The organism is Candidatus Poriferisodalis sp., assembly GCF_965208555.1.
GTDB lineage: Bacteria > Actinomycetota > Acidimicrobiia > Acidimicrobiales > Poriferisodalaceae > Poriferisodalis.
The window spans coordinates 2659099-2674721 of record NZ_OZ242342.1 but is presented as its reverse complement, the minus strand read 5'-3'; the positions used below and the strand labels follow the sequence as shown (position 1 = coordinate 2674721).

Sequence of the window (15623 nt, the reverse complement as noted above, 5' to 3'; positions counted from 1 at the left end):
GCCACCGCGATCGGGCCCCGGCACCGCAGTGAAGCGGCGACTTAGGGTACCGAAATGCAGAATTCTGATTCCGGAGACCGCACCTCCGAAGCCGGCTTCGATCTGGACCAGGTTGACCGCCTGCTCACCACGACGAGGGCCGTGCGCAAGCGGTTGGACTTCGACCGTTGGGTCAGCGACGAGCTCATCTTCGAGTGCATCGACTTGGCGGAGCAGGCGCCCACTGGGGGCAACGATGCGAGCCGCCGGTGGATCGTGATCCGCGACCAAGACCTCAAGGACCGGCTCGGAGAGCTGTACGCCGAAGTCGGCACCATCTTCATCAATGCTCGCGGGCGCCTCGACGGCACCGGCCACCCCAAGGAGCACATCGTCAGCTCAAGCGCCTACCTCGTGGAGAACTATGCGAAGGCGCCGGCGCTGGTGATGCTGGCCATCTGGGGAATCCACGACAACAGCGGCCGGCCGGGGCTGTTCGACAGCGCCATCCCCTCGGCCTGGAGCTTCAACCTGGCGTTGCGCTCCCGCGGGCTCGGAACCGCCTACGCAACCATGCTCAACAACAAGTCCGACGAGGTGGCCGAACTGCTTGGCATGCCCCCAGGACTGACCACACTCGTCTGCTTTCCCGTCGCCTACACCACGGGCACCGAGTTCTCGCCGGCACCACGCAGGCCGGCCAGCGAGATCACGTACTTCGACCAGTGGGGTTACACACGTCAGCGACCCAGCGCTGACGGCACTGCGCGGGTCGCCGACGGGCAGGGCGTGGTGGTCGAGATCGACACCGACGCCCGGCCCCGCGCCGTCTGGGAGGTCATCAGCGACATCAACATGCCGGCCCAGTTCTCCGAGGAGTTCCTCGGCGCCGAATGGACCTCAGCGGGCGATCCGGGTGTCGGCTCGACCTTCGCGGGTCGCAACTCCATCCCGGACGTTTTCGACTGGGAGACCGACTGCATCGTGACTGCGTGGGAAGAACGGACTGCGTTCGAGTGGCGGGTCACCGACACCGAGAACCCCGGAGCGGTCTGGCGGTTCGACCTCGCCGAGCAGGGCGGCGGCAGCCGCTTGCGCTTCTCGATGCTCATCGGCCAGGAGAACAACGGCACCGTGCCGATGGCACTGCGCGATCCCGCCAAGGAGCAGCGGGTGCTGAATCGGCGGCGGCAGGTGCTGCGGGCCAACATGCAGCGTGTCGTCGAAGGCGTCAAGACAATCGTCGACGGTGGCTGACGTCTCCCCAGACGTTCGTCGACAAGCGAAGTTCGGCAGCACCGACGCGAGAGGGCCGGCGGGACGTGCCCGCCGGCCCTCTGTGTTGACCGTCTCGGTCAGTCAGGAATCAGACGCAGAGCGCCTGATCGCCTGATGGCGTTTGCCTAGCGGCAGCCGCCGTTGTCCTTGTCCCAGGCGCAGTTGGTCGACTTGCCGTTGACGTCCACGACGTCGCCGACCTGGGTCCAGGTCTGCTCCGTGGCGTTGAACTGGCTGAAGTCCGAACCCTCAACGAAGTACGCGTCGGCGTTGCCGTTGAGCTGGGTGATGATGCCGTCGAGAAGCATCGGGTGGTAGATGTCGATCGACCGCACCGCCAGGATGAAGTTCGTCCTGGTCAGGCCGCCCGGCAGCTCGGCAGCAATGCGCAGTGCCTCGCCGTAGGGATAGCCGTAGGTGTAGCCGATGGCGTACAGCGACACAGCCGGGTCAAGGCCCGCGGCCTCCAGGTTGGAGTTCGCGAAGGCGATGAACGGCTCATCGATGAACTTCGGGTCGGTGGAGTCCTTCGATCCGCCGCCGATGATCCACCAGCCGTCCGCCGCATCACCGGCAGGCTTCATGTACGCCTCGATGCCCTTGCACACCGACGGCGTGAACAGCGCGCCGCCCTTGTCGTTGATGTCGTCGTACAGACCGCTCTGGCCGGCCTCCTGGACAGCCAGCAAGCACGGGTTGCCCGCCGTCATCGAAATGAACACATCAGGCTCGAACGCCAAGATGGTGGTCATCTCGTTGGTCAGCGTCGGCGCCGCCGGGTCGTGACGCACGGGCAGGTACTCGCTCACCACGTCGGTGTTGGCGTGTGCCCACTCCTCGAAGCCCAACTCGTAAGCCAGACCGAAGTCGTTGTCCATCACCAGACCGGCAACCTTCACCGGCAGCAGGTCAGACAGGTTCTCCCGGATCCACGCGCCCCACAGAATCGACTCGGTCGAGTACGACATCTGCATGATGGTGGTCCACGGGTGGTTCACCGGGTCGCCCCAAGCCGGGTGGCCGGTCATCACGAACGGGTGCGGGATGCACTCCTCGTTGATCTTGTCGTACACCGCAAGCGTGTTCGGCGAGCCGAGCGTCAGGATCGAGAACACGTTCTCCGCCTCGATCAGCTCGTCCACGAACTCGATCGTCTGAGCGGCGACATACGCGTCGTCCTTGATGATGAGCGTCAGATCGCGAGGAGAGCCGCCGACCATGATCGGGTCGTTCTCGTTGATCCAGTCGAAGTAGTTCTCCCAGCCGTAGGCGATATTGCCGTAGGCAGCCAGGTTGCCCGACTGAGCCGTGGTGTGACCGATCCGGACTTGGCTATCGGTGATGCCCGTCGTATTCGACCAGTCGTCGGGGCACGCGCCGATGTCGATGGTGAAGCCAGCAGGACCGTTCAGAATGCCGTCGTCGCCGACGCCGTACTCGCCCGACTCGATCTTCGCGGTCAGGTCAGCAACGGCCTTGGCGCGGCGTGCAGCGGCCTCTTCGAAGATGCCTTCGAGGGTGGAGCGATCAAACATCATCTCCTCCTCCTCCATCATCTCGTCTTCGGCCATCTCCTCGTCTTCGTCCTCGCCGGCAACGGCTGCTTCGATGTCCTCTTCGGCCGCGGCGCCGCCGAGAGCGCCAGTGGCGCCCTCGTCTTCTTCCTCTTCGGCCATTTCCTCCTCGTCCATCGCCTCGTCCTCGCTGGCCGCTGCGGTGGTCTCGGTTTCTGTCTCGCCGGCGCCGCCGTCATCCGCGTCGTCATCGCCGCCGCCGCACGCAGCGGCAACGAGCGAGAACGCGAACAGCAGAGCCAGCAAGCGCCACATTCGACGCTTGGTCATGTTGTGTCTCCCCATTTCGGTTTCAAAAGACAAACCGGCGCGGAATCGCACAGATGCCTCAGCCGGTCTACCGAGACGCTAGTTCGCGCCTCGGGGCTGGTCACCGGGTGGGTATGTCAATTCTGCAACGATTTCAAGTGCGCGTTCGGTTTCGAGCTGCCGGCGGCACCGGATCACTTCGGTGGGTATTGAACAATCCGATGAGACCGCGCGGGAAGACGAACGTCAGCGCCACGAGCAGCACGCCGAACACGAACTGCTCCTCGTCGAGCAGCCGCAGGAACTCGCCGAGCGGACCGAGTCCGCTGACGTCGCCGAGCAGCTCGCCGATCCTCGAGAAAACCTCCCTGATGGCGACACCCAGCACCGAGCCCCACAACGAGCCGAGCCCGCCCAGAACAGCTGTCGCATACAGCACCAACGATTCTGTGAAGGGGAACGACTCCTGCGAGGTGAACGGCACGAGGACGATGCCGAGGGCGCCAGCCAGACCTGCCAAGGACGCACTCACAGCGAATGTGTTGACCCTGGAGGCCACCAGGTTGACCCCGTACACCGCCGCCGCCGTGTCGTTGTCTCGAACGGCGCGCATCGCGCGACCGGGTCGGCTGTTGATGATGTGATGAGCGATCAGCATCGCCAACGCCACTACCGCCACGCAGATGAGGTAGCGATACAGCCCTTCGGCCCAGCGTGTGGTGCCGAACCACGACGGCGGTACCAATTCGGCACCGACCGCTCTGCCGCTGACGCCGCCCGAGAACGCCGGGACCCGCTTTGCGAGCGGCTGGAACACGATGGCGAGCCCGAGCGTCACCAGTGCAAGGTGGATGCCCTTGATGCGAAGTGCGGGCAGGCCCACCAGTGCACCGACGGCACCCGCGAACGCGGCACCAGCCAGGATCGAGATGACCCACGGCAATGCCAAGTCGTCGACCGCATACGCGGCGGCGAATGCGCCGACGGCCACGAAGACCCCATGGCCCAGGCTGATCATGCCGCCGTAGCCCGTGGCAATGTTCACACCCAGCACTGCCAGGACCATGACGATGATCTGGGTGTTCTGCCGCAATTCCGTCACCGAGCTCGTCAGCGGCATCGCCACCAGCCACACACCCAACAGCAGGCCGCCAATCCAGCTGAGCGGGCTGATGCGCCGACGTCCTGTGGGACGGATCTGCGCCGGTTCATCATCGACGACCAGGGCCTGCCGGCCGCGCTCGGGTGCGACCGGTCCTGCGGGGACCGGCTCAGTCTCTGCCGCTGTTGTCTCGACTGGCTCGTCTCGCGGGGCGAACACGCCGACGACGCTGGCGTCTAGGCCCGACGTCTCGTCGCCGTCGCCATCGCCGGGCCGCGGCATCGGCGTGGGCCAGTTGTCGTCGCTCACACTCGCTCGATCCGCTGGGTGCCGAACAGGCCGGCCGGACGCACGATGAGCACGACCACCATGGCGACGAGGGCCGGGAGCACGCTGAGCTCGAAGCCGATGAACGGCACATAGGCCGGGATCAGTGTCTGGCTGAGACCGATGACCACCCCGCCGACCAGCGCTCCCTTGGGCGAGTCCAGGCCGCCCAGCGTCGCCGCAGCGAAGGCATACACGAGTACCCGAACCATCATGGTGGGTTCAAGGAGCACAGAGTTCGCGCTCATGTTCGCGGCGATGGCCCCGAGGCCTGCGGCCAGCGCCCAGCCGTACATCAGCGTCGGACCCACGCGAATGCCGTTCAGAGCAGCCGACTCGGGATCGATCGACACCGCCCGAAAAGCGAGTCCGGCTCGCGTGTAGCGCAGCAGCAGCGCCAGCAATACCAAGAGCGAGAGCAGGACGATCCAGGCACCGACTGTCGAAAACCGGATCCGGGCTCCGAAGATGTCGATGTGGTCACCCGGGGATGACGGGAAGAACGCCGGGAAAACCCGGGGCCCGGTGCCCCACCATTGGCCCATCAGCGAATTCAGGGCAAGCAGGATGCCGATGGTGACGTTGACCAGTGCGAGTTCGGGCGCGTTGCGTAATGGTCGTATCAGGACACGCTCGGTTGTGGCACCGGCTCCGATGCCGATGATGACGGCGAGACCGATCGCCAACGGAGTCACCAGCGGCGCCCCGATCCACGATGCCAGCCCTCCCCCGGTCACGCCGGGCGCGGCACCGCTGAGCAGGACGAATGCGATGTAGGCCGAGAACGTGGCCATCTCGCCTTGCGCGAAGTTCAGCAGCCCAGTGGATCGAAAGATGATGACCAGCGCCAGCGCCAGCGAGGAATAGATGGCGCTGTTGAACAGAGCGTCGAAGATTCGCTGAAGCAGCAGCGACCAGTCGAAAACGATGAAGGCGAAGTCCATTGCGGCCGCTCAGCCCTCAGCAGTGCAGGTCACGCTTCTGCGCTCCAGCGCAGGCGCAGGGCGCCGTGATGCGCCGCTCTACATCTACGAAGAGGCGCCGACGTCCTCAGGCGCCGGAGCCGGAGAGGTTTCGACCTTCTCGTCGGCGAAGACGAAGTACCGCAGGCCGACGAAGACCGTCACCACGATGACGATGATGCTCAACACCAGCGACAGCATGCTCTGCGTCGGCCAGCCGATGAGCCAGAAGCCCACCGACGTCTCAGAGGCATCGATGGCATCGGATGCCACGTTGCACAGCTCGCTGACCGACATGTCGCTGATCTCGCCCGTGGGCGAGGTGCCGCAGAATTCGCCCGATGTGCCCACAAAGTCCTTCGCCTTCGCTGCCTCATTGACGAGCGGGATCGCAGGCACCGTCTTGCCGTCGGGGTTCACTGCCACCGCTTCGCGGGCCAGATGACCCACGTGGTGGGCACGCAGCGCAATGTTCAAGGCAAAGGCCTGGATATAAGCGAAGCTCAGCACTCCAAGGACTCCGGCCGCCTTGGCCTGCGAGCTCACCGCAGCAGCGTCCTCGCCGCGCAAGCCGGCCTTGACCGCTCGAAGCTCGTTCATGGAGACGAACACAATGATCGGTGCGAGCACCACGATGGCGAAGCGCAATGAGAAGGCGAGCGTGCCGACGATGAGGTTGTCGACGTTCATCAGCACCCAGCCGATCACCAGCAGCACCGGGCCGGCGACGGCGAATCTCATCGCCCAGGAGGCTCGCGTGGAGGACGGGCCGGGGTCGAGGCTCGCGAGCGGTGTGATGGGGTCGCCTGAGGGAGTCAGCGGGACCACCTGGATGATTTTCTTCTGTATCGCCGTGACCATCGAGGCGATGCCGCCCGGAGCGAAGAAGGTGAACAGGATGAGGATGAGGCCGAAGATGGCCGCGGAGAGGGGGCCGTCACCGTCGAGCGTGTAGAAGCCCAGCGGGATGGAGATTCTCTTGGTGAGATCTCGTACCCACACCACGAACAAGCCGCCGAAGATAGAGCCTTGCAGGGTGCCGACACCGCCGATCACCAAGCCGATGATGAGGTCGACTGCCAGCAGGAACGTGAAGTCCTGGCCGGCCACGAAGCCCTTGTCGAGGCACCACATGAGGCCCGCCAGCGAACCCAGCGAGGCGCTCAAAGCGAAGTTCACGGTCTTGTACAGCGGCAGGTTCACTCCGTAGACGGCGGCACCTGCCTCGCTGTCGCGGATCGCGAGCACCGCCCTGCCCGGCCGGCTGCGCATGATGTTGCGCACCAACGCAATGACGATCACCGTCATCAGCAGCAAGATCCAGTAGCGGTACGCATTCGCGCCACGCGCACCGTCGACGCCGGGCAGCCACTCGAAGAAGCTGGAGAAGCCGCTCTCCTGCCGGTCGACTTCTTCGATGACGTCTCGTCCGTTCGGGCCACCGGTACGACGCGCGATGCCCAGCTCGTCGATGTTCACCAGCGTCGGGAACACCGCCGCCTGGGCGATGGTGACCAAGGCTAGGTAGAGACCTCGCACACGCAGCGCCGGCAGGCCCACGATGATGCCGATGGCAAACCCGACGATCACGACAACCGGGATGACCATCCAGAAATCCCAGAGCTCGTCCTGGACCATCGACGCGGCAACGAATGCACCGATGCCCATGAACGCCGAGTGCCCCAGCGCGAGCATGCCGTTGAAGCCCACGACCAGGTTGACCGCCAGCACGGCCACCATGAGGACCAGTGCGCGGTTCATCTTGCCGATCTCGAACGGCTGCAGGACCAGCGGCACCAGGATCGCCAGTGCCACGGCGTAGCCCCAGCTCAAGAACCGCCACTGGCGATGCTGTGTGCTGCCCTTGGAAACGATGAGCAGTGGTGAACTCATACCTCAGCAACTCCCCTTGGGTCGTTGAGCTAGACGCGCTCGATGCGGCGGGTTCCGAAGAGACCCGCTGGACGGAACAACAGCACGATCAAGATCAGCAGGAACGCTGTTGCCAGCTGCAAGATCGAGAAATAGGCCTGGCCCAGCACGACCACGCCGAACCATGAGACCAGGACCGACTTGATGAGCCCCACGACCAAGCCGCCGATGACGGCGCCACCGAGGCTGTCGAGACCGCCCAGAGCGGCTCCTGCCAAGGCGTAGATCAGGATCGTCAGCATCATGTTGGGGTTGACGCCGCCCAGAGCGGGAGCCACCAAGGCGGCAGACAGCGTGCCGAACACGGAGGCCAGCGCCCAGCCGAACCCCAGCGTGCGCCCGGTGTTGACACCGACCAGCCGGGCTGACTCGGTGTTGGAAGACACTGCACGGAAGGCCAGACCCGCCTTCGTCTTGCCCAAGATGACCGCCAGTGCGATCAACGCAAGGGCCAGTGCGATCCAGGTGCCGATGGTGCGGTAGTGGAGGCGGGCTCCGATGACTTCGAAGAAGGTTCGACCCACCATCTCACACATGTCGGCGCCGGCGGTGCCGGGTGCCACCTCGGCCAAGGCGCCGTCGGCATTCTTGAGGCACGCGATGGTGCCCTCGCTCGAAGTCTTGAGCTCGCTGCCGTTCGGGACCCAGCTCGGGAACTGGCCGAAGGGGTCGTTCACCCGCCGTACCTGGTAGTTCCAGACATCACCCGCGACGGCGTTGATGATGAGGAACAGACCTAGGGTGATGAGCACCACCGGCAAGTGGTCGGCAGGGTCGAACGGTCTGACCAGCGTTCGCTCGACGGCCGCGCCGATTCCGGCGCTGATGAGCATCGCTATGGCAATCGAGAGCCAGAGCCACAGACCCTGCTCGATGTTGAGCACATAGACGAAAAACGCGCCGAGCATGGCCAGCTCGCCAGTGGCGAAGTTGATCAGCGTCGTGGCCTTGAAGATCAGCACCAGCGCCAATGCGGCGGCGGCGTACACGGCGCCGTCGCGTAGACCGTTGAAAATGAAATCCGGGAGGATCTCGAAGTTCCAGTTCACGGTGTGCCCCCGTACCTATGAATCACGCGCCCAAGTACGCTTCCTGCACTGCAGGATCGTTCTTGAGTTGATCGGCTCGTCCATGCAGAGCGATCTCGCCGCTCTCAATCACGTAGCCGTAATCGGCCATGTCCAGCGCCAGGTTGGCATTCTGCTCGACGAGCAGCATCGTCAGCCCGGTCTCCTTGTTGAGTTGGGCGAAGCGCTCGAAGAGGTCTTCGATGATGAGCGGCGCCAAACCCAGCGAGGGCTCGTCGAGCAGCAGCAGCCTCGGCCGGCACATCAGCGCCCGGGCGACGGCGAGCATCTGCTGCTCACCGCCTGAGAGCGAGCCAGCGAGCTGATCCCGGCGCTCTTCGAGCCGGGGGAAGATCTCGAACCAGCGGTCGACGTCGGCATTCACCTCGTTGTCTTTGCGGGTGTAGGCGCCGATCTTGAGATTGTCCATCACCGAGAGCTCGGGGAATGTCCCCCGGCCTTGGGGTACATGGGCGACGCCGCGCCGCACGATGTCGGCGGTCTTGGCACGGGAGATGTCGTCGCCCTCCATCGTGACCGTGCCGGTGGTGGTGCACATGTTGCACAACGCCCGCAGCGTTGTGGTCTTGCCGGCACCGTTGGCGCCGAGAATCACCACGACGTTGCCGTCGGGCACTTCGAAATCGAGGCCGCGTAGCACCTCGACGGCGCCGTAGCGCGCGTGGAGGTCCTCGACCTTCAGCATCATGTCTGTCATGAAGAACTCCCCAGGTACGCCTCGATGACCTCCGGGTCGTTGCGAACGACGTCGGGGTGACCGTCGGCGATCTTGCGGCCGAAGTTGAGCACGACCAAGTGCTCGCTGATGTTGAGCACCATGCGCATGTGGTGCTCCACCAGCAGGACCGACAGGTTGTGCCGGTCGCGGATGTCCTTGACATCCTGAGCGAGCGAGTCAACCTCTTGGTGTGTCAGGCCTGACGCCGGCTCGTCCAGCATGATGAGGCGCGGGTTGGAGATCAGTGCCCGGGCTAGCTCGATGCGCTTCAGCGTGCCGAAGGGCAGACCAGCGGCAGGGTGGTAGGCGTACTGTTCGAGGCCCAGCTCTTCGAGTGCCTCCCACGCCCGGCGGCGAAGATCCTTCTCCTCGTTGCGGGTGCCGAGGCGGAACGCAGCGGTGAAGAAGTTCGCCTTGGTGTTGGTGTGGTCGCCCACCATCACGTTCTCGATCACGGTCATGCCGTGCCAGAGCGCCAAGTTCTGGAATGTGCGGTAGACGCCGACGCGGCTGATCTGGTGTGCCGGCATGGCCAGCAGATCGTGCCCGTCAAACGTCACCGAGCCGGTCGTCGGGTCGTAGATCCGGCTGACCACGTTGAAGAGCGTGGTCTTGCCCGCACCGTTCGGTCCGATGAGACCCAGGATCTGTCCCTCGTCCAGAGAGAAGGACAAATCGTCGAGCGCACGGATGCCGCCGAACTGCACGGAGATGTCTTGGACTTCGAGCAACGCCACGCGCTGAACCCCCTCCGGTCCTCGCCGATCAGGTGACCGGCCGCAGGCAAGTTATCAGGTCGGCCCCGCAGCGTGAGTTTCCGCATGGAGCCTCAAGCGGGCCGGGCCAGCGGGTGATGCTAGGTCACAAATCGACGCGTGGTGCAAATCGTGCCGGCCATGGCGCTGATGTCGATGTTTGCCGACTGGCGGCAGCGCGGGATGCGTGGGGACTGACCGCCGACCGCCTGGTTCGGGGAGGAGGACTCGAACCCCCAATGACTGGACCAGAACCAGTTGTGTTGCCAATTACACCATCCCCGAGGGCGGGGACAGGCTAGCGCTGCTGCTCTTTCGGCAGCCTCGGCTATTCCCCGAAATCAGCCGCTCTCGCGAGCATGGCCAGCGCGGCATCAAGGCGCGCGAGCGTGGCTTCCCGGCCGAGCAGCGTGAGCGACTCGAACAGCGGGGGTCCCACCGCGCGGCCGGTGGTCGCGACGCGAACCGGCGCTTGCGCCTTGCCCAGCTTCAAGCCGAAGCTCTCTCCGATCGCGCGCAGCTCCGAGTGCAGCGTCGCGGCGCTCCAGTCCGACTCGGCGAACGCGGTGCGCGCGCGATCGAGGATGTCGCTCGCTGGCGCTGTCATCGCTGCGGCCCAGTCGTCGGGGTCGATCCGGGGCTCAGCGAAGAGGAAGGCGATGCGATCGGGAGCGTCGCCAAGCAGGCGGGTGCGCTCGCGGATGAGCGGTGCGACCTTGCTCAGAGTCGCTGCATCGAGATCAGCGCCCCACGGTTCCGCGCGCACCCACGGCGCGACGGCAGCGGCGAAGCCGGCGTCGTCGAGGGCCCGCAGGTACTCGCCGTTGATCGCCGTGAGCTTGTCCAGGTCGAACATGGCGGGTGCCGCATTGACGTCAGCAAGATCGAACAAGTCGACGATCTCGTCGAGCGGCCGCACCTCGACGTCATCGGGTGGTCCCCACCCCAGCAGTGCGAGGTAGTTCACCATGGCCTCCGGCAGCACGCCCTGGTCGCGATAGCTGGTGAGCGACACGTCATCGCGCCGCTTGGAGAGCTTCTTTCGCTGCTTGTTGACGATGAGCGGCAGGTGGGCGAATGTCGGCATGTCGGTCGCGTCCAGCGCCGCTCGCAGCAGCACCACCTTCGGAGTGGTGTTCAGCAGATCTTCGCCTCGCACGACGTGCGTGATGCCGAGGTCGAGATCGTCGACCGCGTTGGCAACAAAGAAGGTCGCGCTGCCATCGCTGCGGCGGACGACAAAGTCGTCGATCGACGCATTCGGGAACTCGACGCGACCCCGCACGATGTCGTCGAACGACGTTGCACCCTCGTCGGGCACAGCGAACCGCACCGCTCCGTCGTCGACATATGCCCGTCCCTCGTCGAGCCAGCGGTCGACTGCGGCGTGATAGAGGGCACCGCGCTGGCTCTGGAAGACGGGGGCGCCGTCGAAGTCCAGCCCGAGCCAGGAGAGCATCTCCAAGATCTGATCGATGTGGGCGGCGGTGGCGAGCTCCGCGTTGGTGTCCTCGATGCGCAGCACCATCTCCCCGCCGCAATGACGGGCATACAGCCAGTTGAACAGCGCCGTGCGCGCCGTGCCCAAGTGCGGCAGCCCGGTGGGCGCCGGCGCGAATCGCAGCCGCGGGCGCCGAGTCAGCTGGTGATCGTCGCCTGCGGCGCCGTTCAGCACTGGCCAGTGCTGCAATTCGGGTCGCTGGAATCGACCCAGCGGCCCACCGGCCTGCCCGCCATCGCCAGCAGTCGTTGCAGCGGCGGGGTGGACAGGTCGACCGGGAGCACATCGAGCCCGGGCCAGACCGTCACGGCGGGGGCTGCAGCGAGTATCCGGTCCACCAGCAGCTCGTCGAGACCCGCACCGGCGCTGATGGCCTGCTGCAGGTCGTATCCCAACACCGTCAACTCGGTGACTCGCGTCCACAGCAGGTCGCGCAGCCTCGGGCTGAACCCGGCGCCTGCATCGAGGCCGGCGGCGACGGCAAGCACGGTGCGGACGCTCTCGATCACTGGCTGAGTCGGATCGGGACGATCTTGCGCGCGGGCGCCGAAGGCCAAGCCTGCGCCAGCCGCGGGCGTCGGGATGCGGACCGGTGCCGGTGCCGGCTGCCCGCTCATCTCGGCCGCGGCAGCGAGATTGCCGTCGATTGCTCGCTCCAGCAGGTCGGCCACGGTGTGGCTGTCCAGCGGCGGGGCCAAACCCATGCCCATGTGCTCCCATGCAGGCAACCGCATCCTGGCGGCGAAGTCGGTGCACGCCCGGCGATGCAGCCGCAAGAGCTCACGGTCGGACTGGGCAGTCATCGTCGCGTCGGGCGGGGCGGTTCGGGTGCTCATTGCTCTGGGTCTCGAGTCAGTGTCAGCGGATCGGTTTCATACCGGCGCCTGAGCGCCGACGGGGACAGGGACAGCACTTCGGCAGGGACGCAGGCGACCAGTTCCCGGACGTGCTTGTAGTGGTGTGCCTCTGCTGCTCCCTCGAACAGCGGCTCGCGGCGCGCGACCAGCTCCGCTGGGGGGTGCTGGTCGAGGAAGCCGAACGCCAAGTACCCCGCTTCGAGATCCCACACCACCGGCGCTCGCCCGAAGATCGACGCGCGCTTGAGCGCGACGGCCACGCAGCCTGCGTCGACGTCGTGACGATCCTCATGCTCGGTGAGGTACACCCGATCTTCGAAGAGATGGACCAGCCCGTAGGCATAGCCCTGGTCGGGCCCCTGGTGCCCCCGCAGCGCACCCGTGGGCTGACCGCTGGTCAAGTCACCAGGACGGGCAGCCTCCCAGCGCCGAGGCGTGACTTCGGGCGAGGAGTACGACCGGACCACCGAGAGCGGTTCGACCCGGACGTGGCGTGGCGCAGCCATCGCCGCGCAGTCTATGAAGCCGGGACCGACACGGCCGGGTTCGATCTCGACATCGAAGGCTGCTACCTGCTCGGGCTGTCGCCCAGGCGATGACGCATGAGCGCATAGATGACCGAATCGCGCAGAGCCAGCCATGAGGACTCGATGATGTTCTCCGAGACGCCGATAGTCGTCCAGGTCGTCTCCCCGTCGGTGGAGTCGATGAGCACCCTTGTGACGGCCTCGGTGCCCCGGTCGGCATCCAGCACCCGGACCTTGTAATCCGTCAAGCGGATGGCATCGAGCTCGGGATAGTCGTCGCGCACGGCTTGCCGGAACGCGTTGTCGAGCGCGTTCACCGGACCGTCCCCCTCGCCGACCGTCACCCGCCGGTCGCCGCCGACGACGATGCGCAGCGTTGCCTCCGTGTCGAACTCGGCCTCGCGGCCGCGCTCGACCAGCACCTTGAACGATTCGACCTGGAAGAAGTCGAAGGTCTGGCCTGCCGCCCGCCGCAGCAGCATCTCCAGCGAGGCATCGGCGGCTTCGAAGTGATAGCCGGCATGCTCGAGCCGCTTCAGCTCGTCGACGACCCCGGACATCGCGGCCTTGTCGATCTCGATGCCGAGTTCAGCCGCCTTCAGCTCCACCGACGCGCGCCCGGACAGGTCGCCGAGCAGGAAGCGTGTGCTGTTGCCCACTGCCGCCGGGTCGACGTGCTCATAGCTGTCGGGGCGGCGCGCGATGGCGCTGGTGTGCAAGCCCGCCTTGTGGGCAAATGCGGAGGCCCCTACATACGGCTGCTGGTTCTGCGGCGGCATGTTCATCAATTCGGCGACGTGATGCGCCACCGAGGTGAAGCGCGACAGGCACTCGCGCGGAACAGTCTCGATGCCCATCTTGAGCGTGAGGTTCGGAACCAGCACGGTGTTGTCGCAGTTGCCCGTGCGCTCCCCGTAGCCGTTGACGGTCCCCTGCACGTGCGTTGCGCCGCCGACCACCCCCGCGACGGCATTGGCGACGGCACAGCCGGTGTCGTTCTGGGTGTGCATGCCGATCTGGATGCCGTCGAAGTGGCCGACCACGTCACGCACGATCGTCTCCACTTCATGGGGCAGCGAGCCGCCATTCGTGTCGCACAGCACCAGACAGTCGGCGCCGTTGACAGCCGCTGCTTCGAGCACCTGCAGCGCAAACTCCGGATTGCGCTTGTAGCCGTCGAAGAAGTGTTCTGCGTCGAAAAAGACGCGCAGCCCCTCCCCCTTGAGGAACTCGATCGAGTCGCCGACCATGGCGACCCCTTCGCTGAGCGGCTGCCGGAGTGCTTCGGTGACGTGGTAGTCCCATGACTTGCCCACAATGCACACCGTGGACGTTCCGGCCGCGACGAGCGCCGCCAAGGTCTGGTCGTCGTCGACTCGGCCGCGGGGCCGGCGCGTGGAGCCGAACGCCACCAGCGTGGCGTGCTCAAGATGCAGCTCTGTCGCCGCCCGGGCGAAGAACTCTTCGTCCTTGGGGTTCGAACCGGGCCAGCCGCCCTCGATCCAGTGAATGCCCAGTGCGTCGAGCTGGCGGGCCACCTTCAGCTTGTCCTCGGAGGACACCGAGATGCCCTCGAACTGGACGCCGTCGCGCAGCGTCGTGTCGAAGATCTCGACGCGCTCCGGCCATGCCGGATCGCGTGCGCCCTCGCGCACGAGCGGTGCCGAAGAGCCGGGCTCTGGTGTCGTATCGCCAGCGTCAGATGTGCTCATGACAGCTTTATCCCTGCTCGACGCCGGACAGGATCGCCTTGGCGATCTCCTCGGTGCCCACATCGGGCACGGCATCGTCCGCAATGACGGCGTCGCACGCAGCGCGCACCCGCTCGGCGCAGGCGGCTTCCCCCAGGAACTCCAGCATGAGCACCGCCGACAGGACGGCTGCGGTCGGGTTGGCGAGACCCTTGCCGGCAATGTCGGGTGCCGACCCGTGCACCGGTTCGAACAGCGACGGGCCCGTGCGATCCGGATTGAGATTGGCTGAGGCCGCCAGTCCGATGCCGCCTGCCACGGCACCGCCGAGATCGGTGAGGATGTCGCCGAAGAGGTTGTCGGTGACGATCACCTCATAGCGGTGCGGATCCTCCACGAAGTGAATGCAGGCGGCGTCGACATGGTTGTACGCAGTTTCGACATCGGGGTACTCGCCGGCGACCTCGTTGAACGTGCGCTCCCACAGATCGCCGGAGAAGGTCAGGACATTGGTCTTGTGGACCAGCGTCAGGTGGCGGCGCTCCCGTGAACGGGCCAGCTCGAAGCCGTACCGGATGGCGCGCTCAGCTCCCATCCGCGTGTTGACCGACCCTTGGGTCGCGATCTCGTGCGGCGTGCCCTTGCGCAGGAACCCGCCCTCGCCGGCATAGGTGCCCTCGGTGTTCTCGCGGATCACCGTGAAGCTGTGGCCGTCGGGCAGGGTGAAGGGGCGCAGGTTCACGTACAGATCCAGCTCGAAGCGGGCCTTCAGCAACAGACCGCGCTCGATGACGCCTGGCGGCACATCGGGCGTGCCGACGGCACCGAGCAAGATCGCGTCGAACGTGCGCAGCTCCTCAAGCGTGTCGTCGTCGAGCACCGTGCCGTCCCGCAGGTACCGATGCCCGCCCAGCTCGAATTCGGTCGTCGAGATGCCGGCTCCGGCGGCGGCAATCACATCGAGCGCAACCGAGATGACCTCGGGTCCGATTCCGTCGCCGCCGATGACTGCGATGCGATGAGTCACTGTGGAGTCCCCTCAACCAGGCGCAATTGCGGCAATGAGTGTGCCCTGAGAACCCC

13 protein-coding genes and 1 tRNA gene are annotated in these 15623 nt (G+C 65.7%); 1 reads left to right on the top strand and 13 read right to left on the bottom strand.

Annotation, left to right across the window (positions count from 1 at the left end; all coding sequences use genetic code 11):
• Positions 1-54: 54 nt before the first annotated feature.
• The gene (locus tag ACOGXE_RS12305; protein ID WP_419931201.1) at positions 55-1236 is read left to right on the top strand and encodes a nitroreductase family protein; all 1182 of its coding nucleotides are present in this window, start codon (positions 55-57) and stop codon (positions 1234-1236) included.
• Between the two features lie 146 nt (positions 1237-1382).
• On the opposite strand, the gene ACOGXE_RS12300 is transcribed toward ACOGXE_RS12305, so the two are convergent.
• The 13 genes from ACOGXE_RS12300 to ACOGXE_RS12240 all read right to left on the bottom strand — a co-directional run bounded on the left by ACOGXE_RS12300 (position 1383) and on the right by ACOGXE_RS12240 (position 15567).
• Positions 1383-3101 (bottom strand): ABC transporter substrate-binding protein, encoded by a 1719-nt coding sequence (locus tag ACOGXE_RS12300; protein ID WP_419931200.1) that lies wholly within the window; start codon positions 3099-3101, stop codon positions 1383-1385.
• A 133-nt stretch (positions 3102-3234) separates the two neighbouring features.
• Positions 3235-4491, bottom strand: a complete 1257-nt coding sequence (locus ACOGXE_RS12295) for a branched-chain amino acid ABC transporter permease (RefSeq protein ID WP_419931199.1) — start codon at positions 4489-4491, stop codon at positions 3235-3237.
• Complete coding sequence (locus tag ACOGXE_RS12290; RefSeq protein WP_419931198.1) at positions 4488-5453, bottom strand: branched-chain amino acid ABC transporter permease; 966 nt, start codon at positions 5451-5453, stop codon at positions 4488-4490. Before ACOGXE_RS12290 ends, ACOGXE_RS12295 begins: the two co-directional genes overlap by 4 nt.
• An 84-nt stretch (positions 5454-5537) precedes the next feature.
• Positions 5538-7364, bottom strand: a complete 1827-nt coding sequence (locus ACOGXE_RS12285; protein WP_419931197.1) for a branched-chain amino acid ABC transporter permease — start codon at positions 7362-7364, stop codon at positions 5538-5540.
• 29 nt (positions 7365-7393) lie between these two features.
• Entirely contained in the window at positions 7394-8452 is a 1059-nt protein-coding gene (locus ACOGXE_RS12280; RefSeq protein WP_419931196.1) for a branched-chain amino acid ABC transporter permease, read from the bottom strand.
• Positions 8453-8474: 22 nt separating this feature from the next.
• On the bottom strand, positions 8475-9188 hold the full coding sequence (locus tag ACOGXE_RS12275) for an ABC transporter ATP-binding protein (RefSeq protein WP_419931195.1): 714 nt from the start codon (positions 9186-9188) through the stop codon (positions 8475-8477).
• On the bottom strand, positions 9185-9946 hold the full coding sequence (locus tag ACOGXE_RS12270; protein ID WP_419931194.1) for an ABC transporter ATP-binding protein: 762 nt from the start codon (positions 9944-9946) through the stop codon (positions 9185-9187). Before ACOGXE_RS12270 ends, ACOGXE_RS12275 begins: the two co-directional genes overlap by 4 nt.
• Before the next feature lie 228 nt (positions 9947-10174).
• Positions 10175-10249, bottom strand: a tRNA-Gln gene (locus tag ACOGXE_RS12265).
• A 43-nt stretch (positions 10250-10292) separates the two neighbouring features.
• Positions 10293-11639 (bottom strand): glutamate--tRNA ligase, encoded by a 1347-nt coding sequence (locus ACOGXE_RS12260; RefSeq protein WP_419931193.1) that lies wholly within the window; start codon positions 11637-11639, stop codon positions 10293-10295.
• A complete protein-coding gene (locus ACOGXE_RS12255) occupies positions 11633-12301 on the bottom strand; it encodes a hypothetical protein (RefSeq protein ID WP_419931192.1) in 669 nt (222 codons plus the stop codon). The genes ACOGXE_RS12260 and ACOGXE_RS12255 overlap by 7 nt, the downstream gene beginning before the upstream one ends.
• Positions 12298-12828, bottom strand: coding sequence for a hypothetical protein (locus ACOGXE_RS12250; RefSeq protein ID WP_419931191.1), 531 nt, complete (start codon positions 12826-12828; stop codon positions 12298-12300). The genes ACOGXE_RS12255 and ACOGXE_RS12250 overlap by 4 nt, the downstream gene beginning before the upstream one ends.
• Before the next feature lie 62 nt (positions 12829-12890).
• Positions 12891-14561, bottom strand: a complete 1671-nt coding sequence (gene cimA / locus ACOGXE_RS12245) for a citramalate synthase (protein ID WP_419931190.1) — start codon at positions 14559-14561, stop codon at positions 12891-12893.
• A 7-nt stretch (positions 14562-14568) separates the two neighbouring features.
• A complete protein-coding gene (locus ACOGXE_RS12240; RefSeq protein ID WP_419931189.1) occupies positions 14569-15567 on the bottom strand; it encodes a 3-isopropylmalate dehydrogenase in 999 nt (332 codons plus the stop codon).
• Positions 15568-15623: the final 56 nt, after the last annotated feature.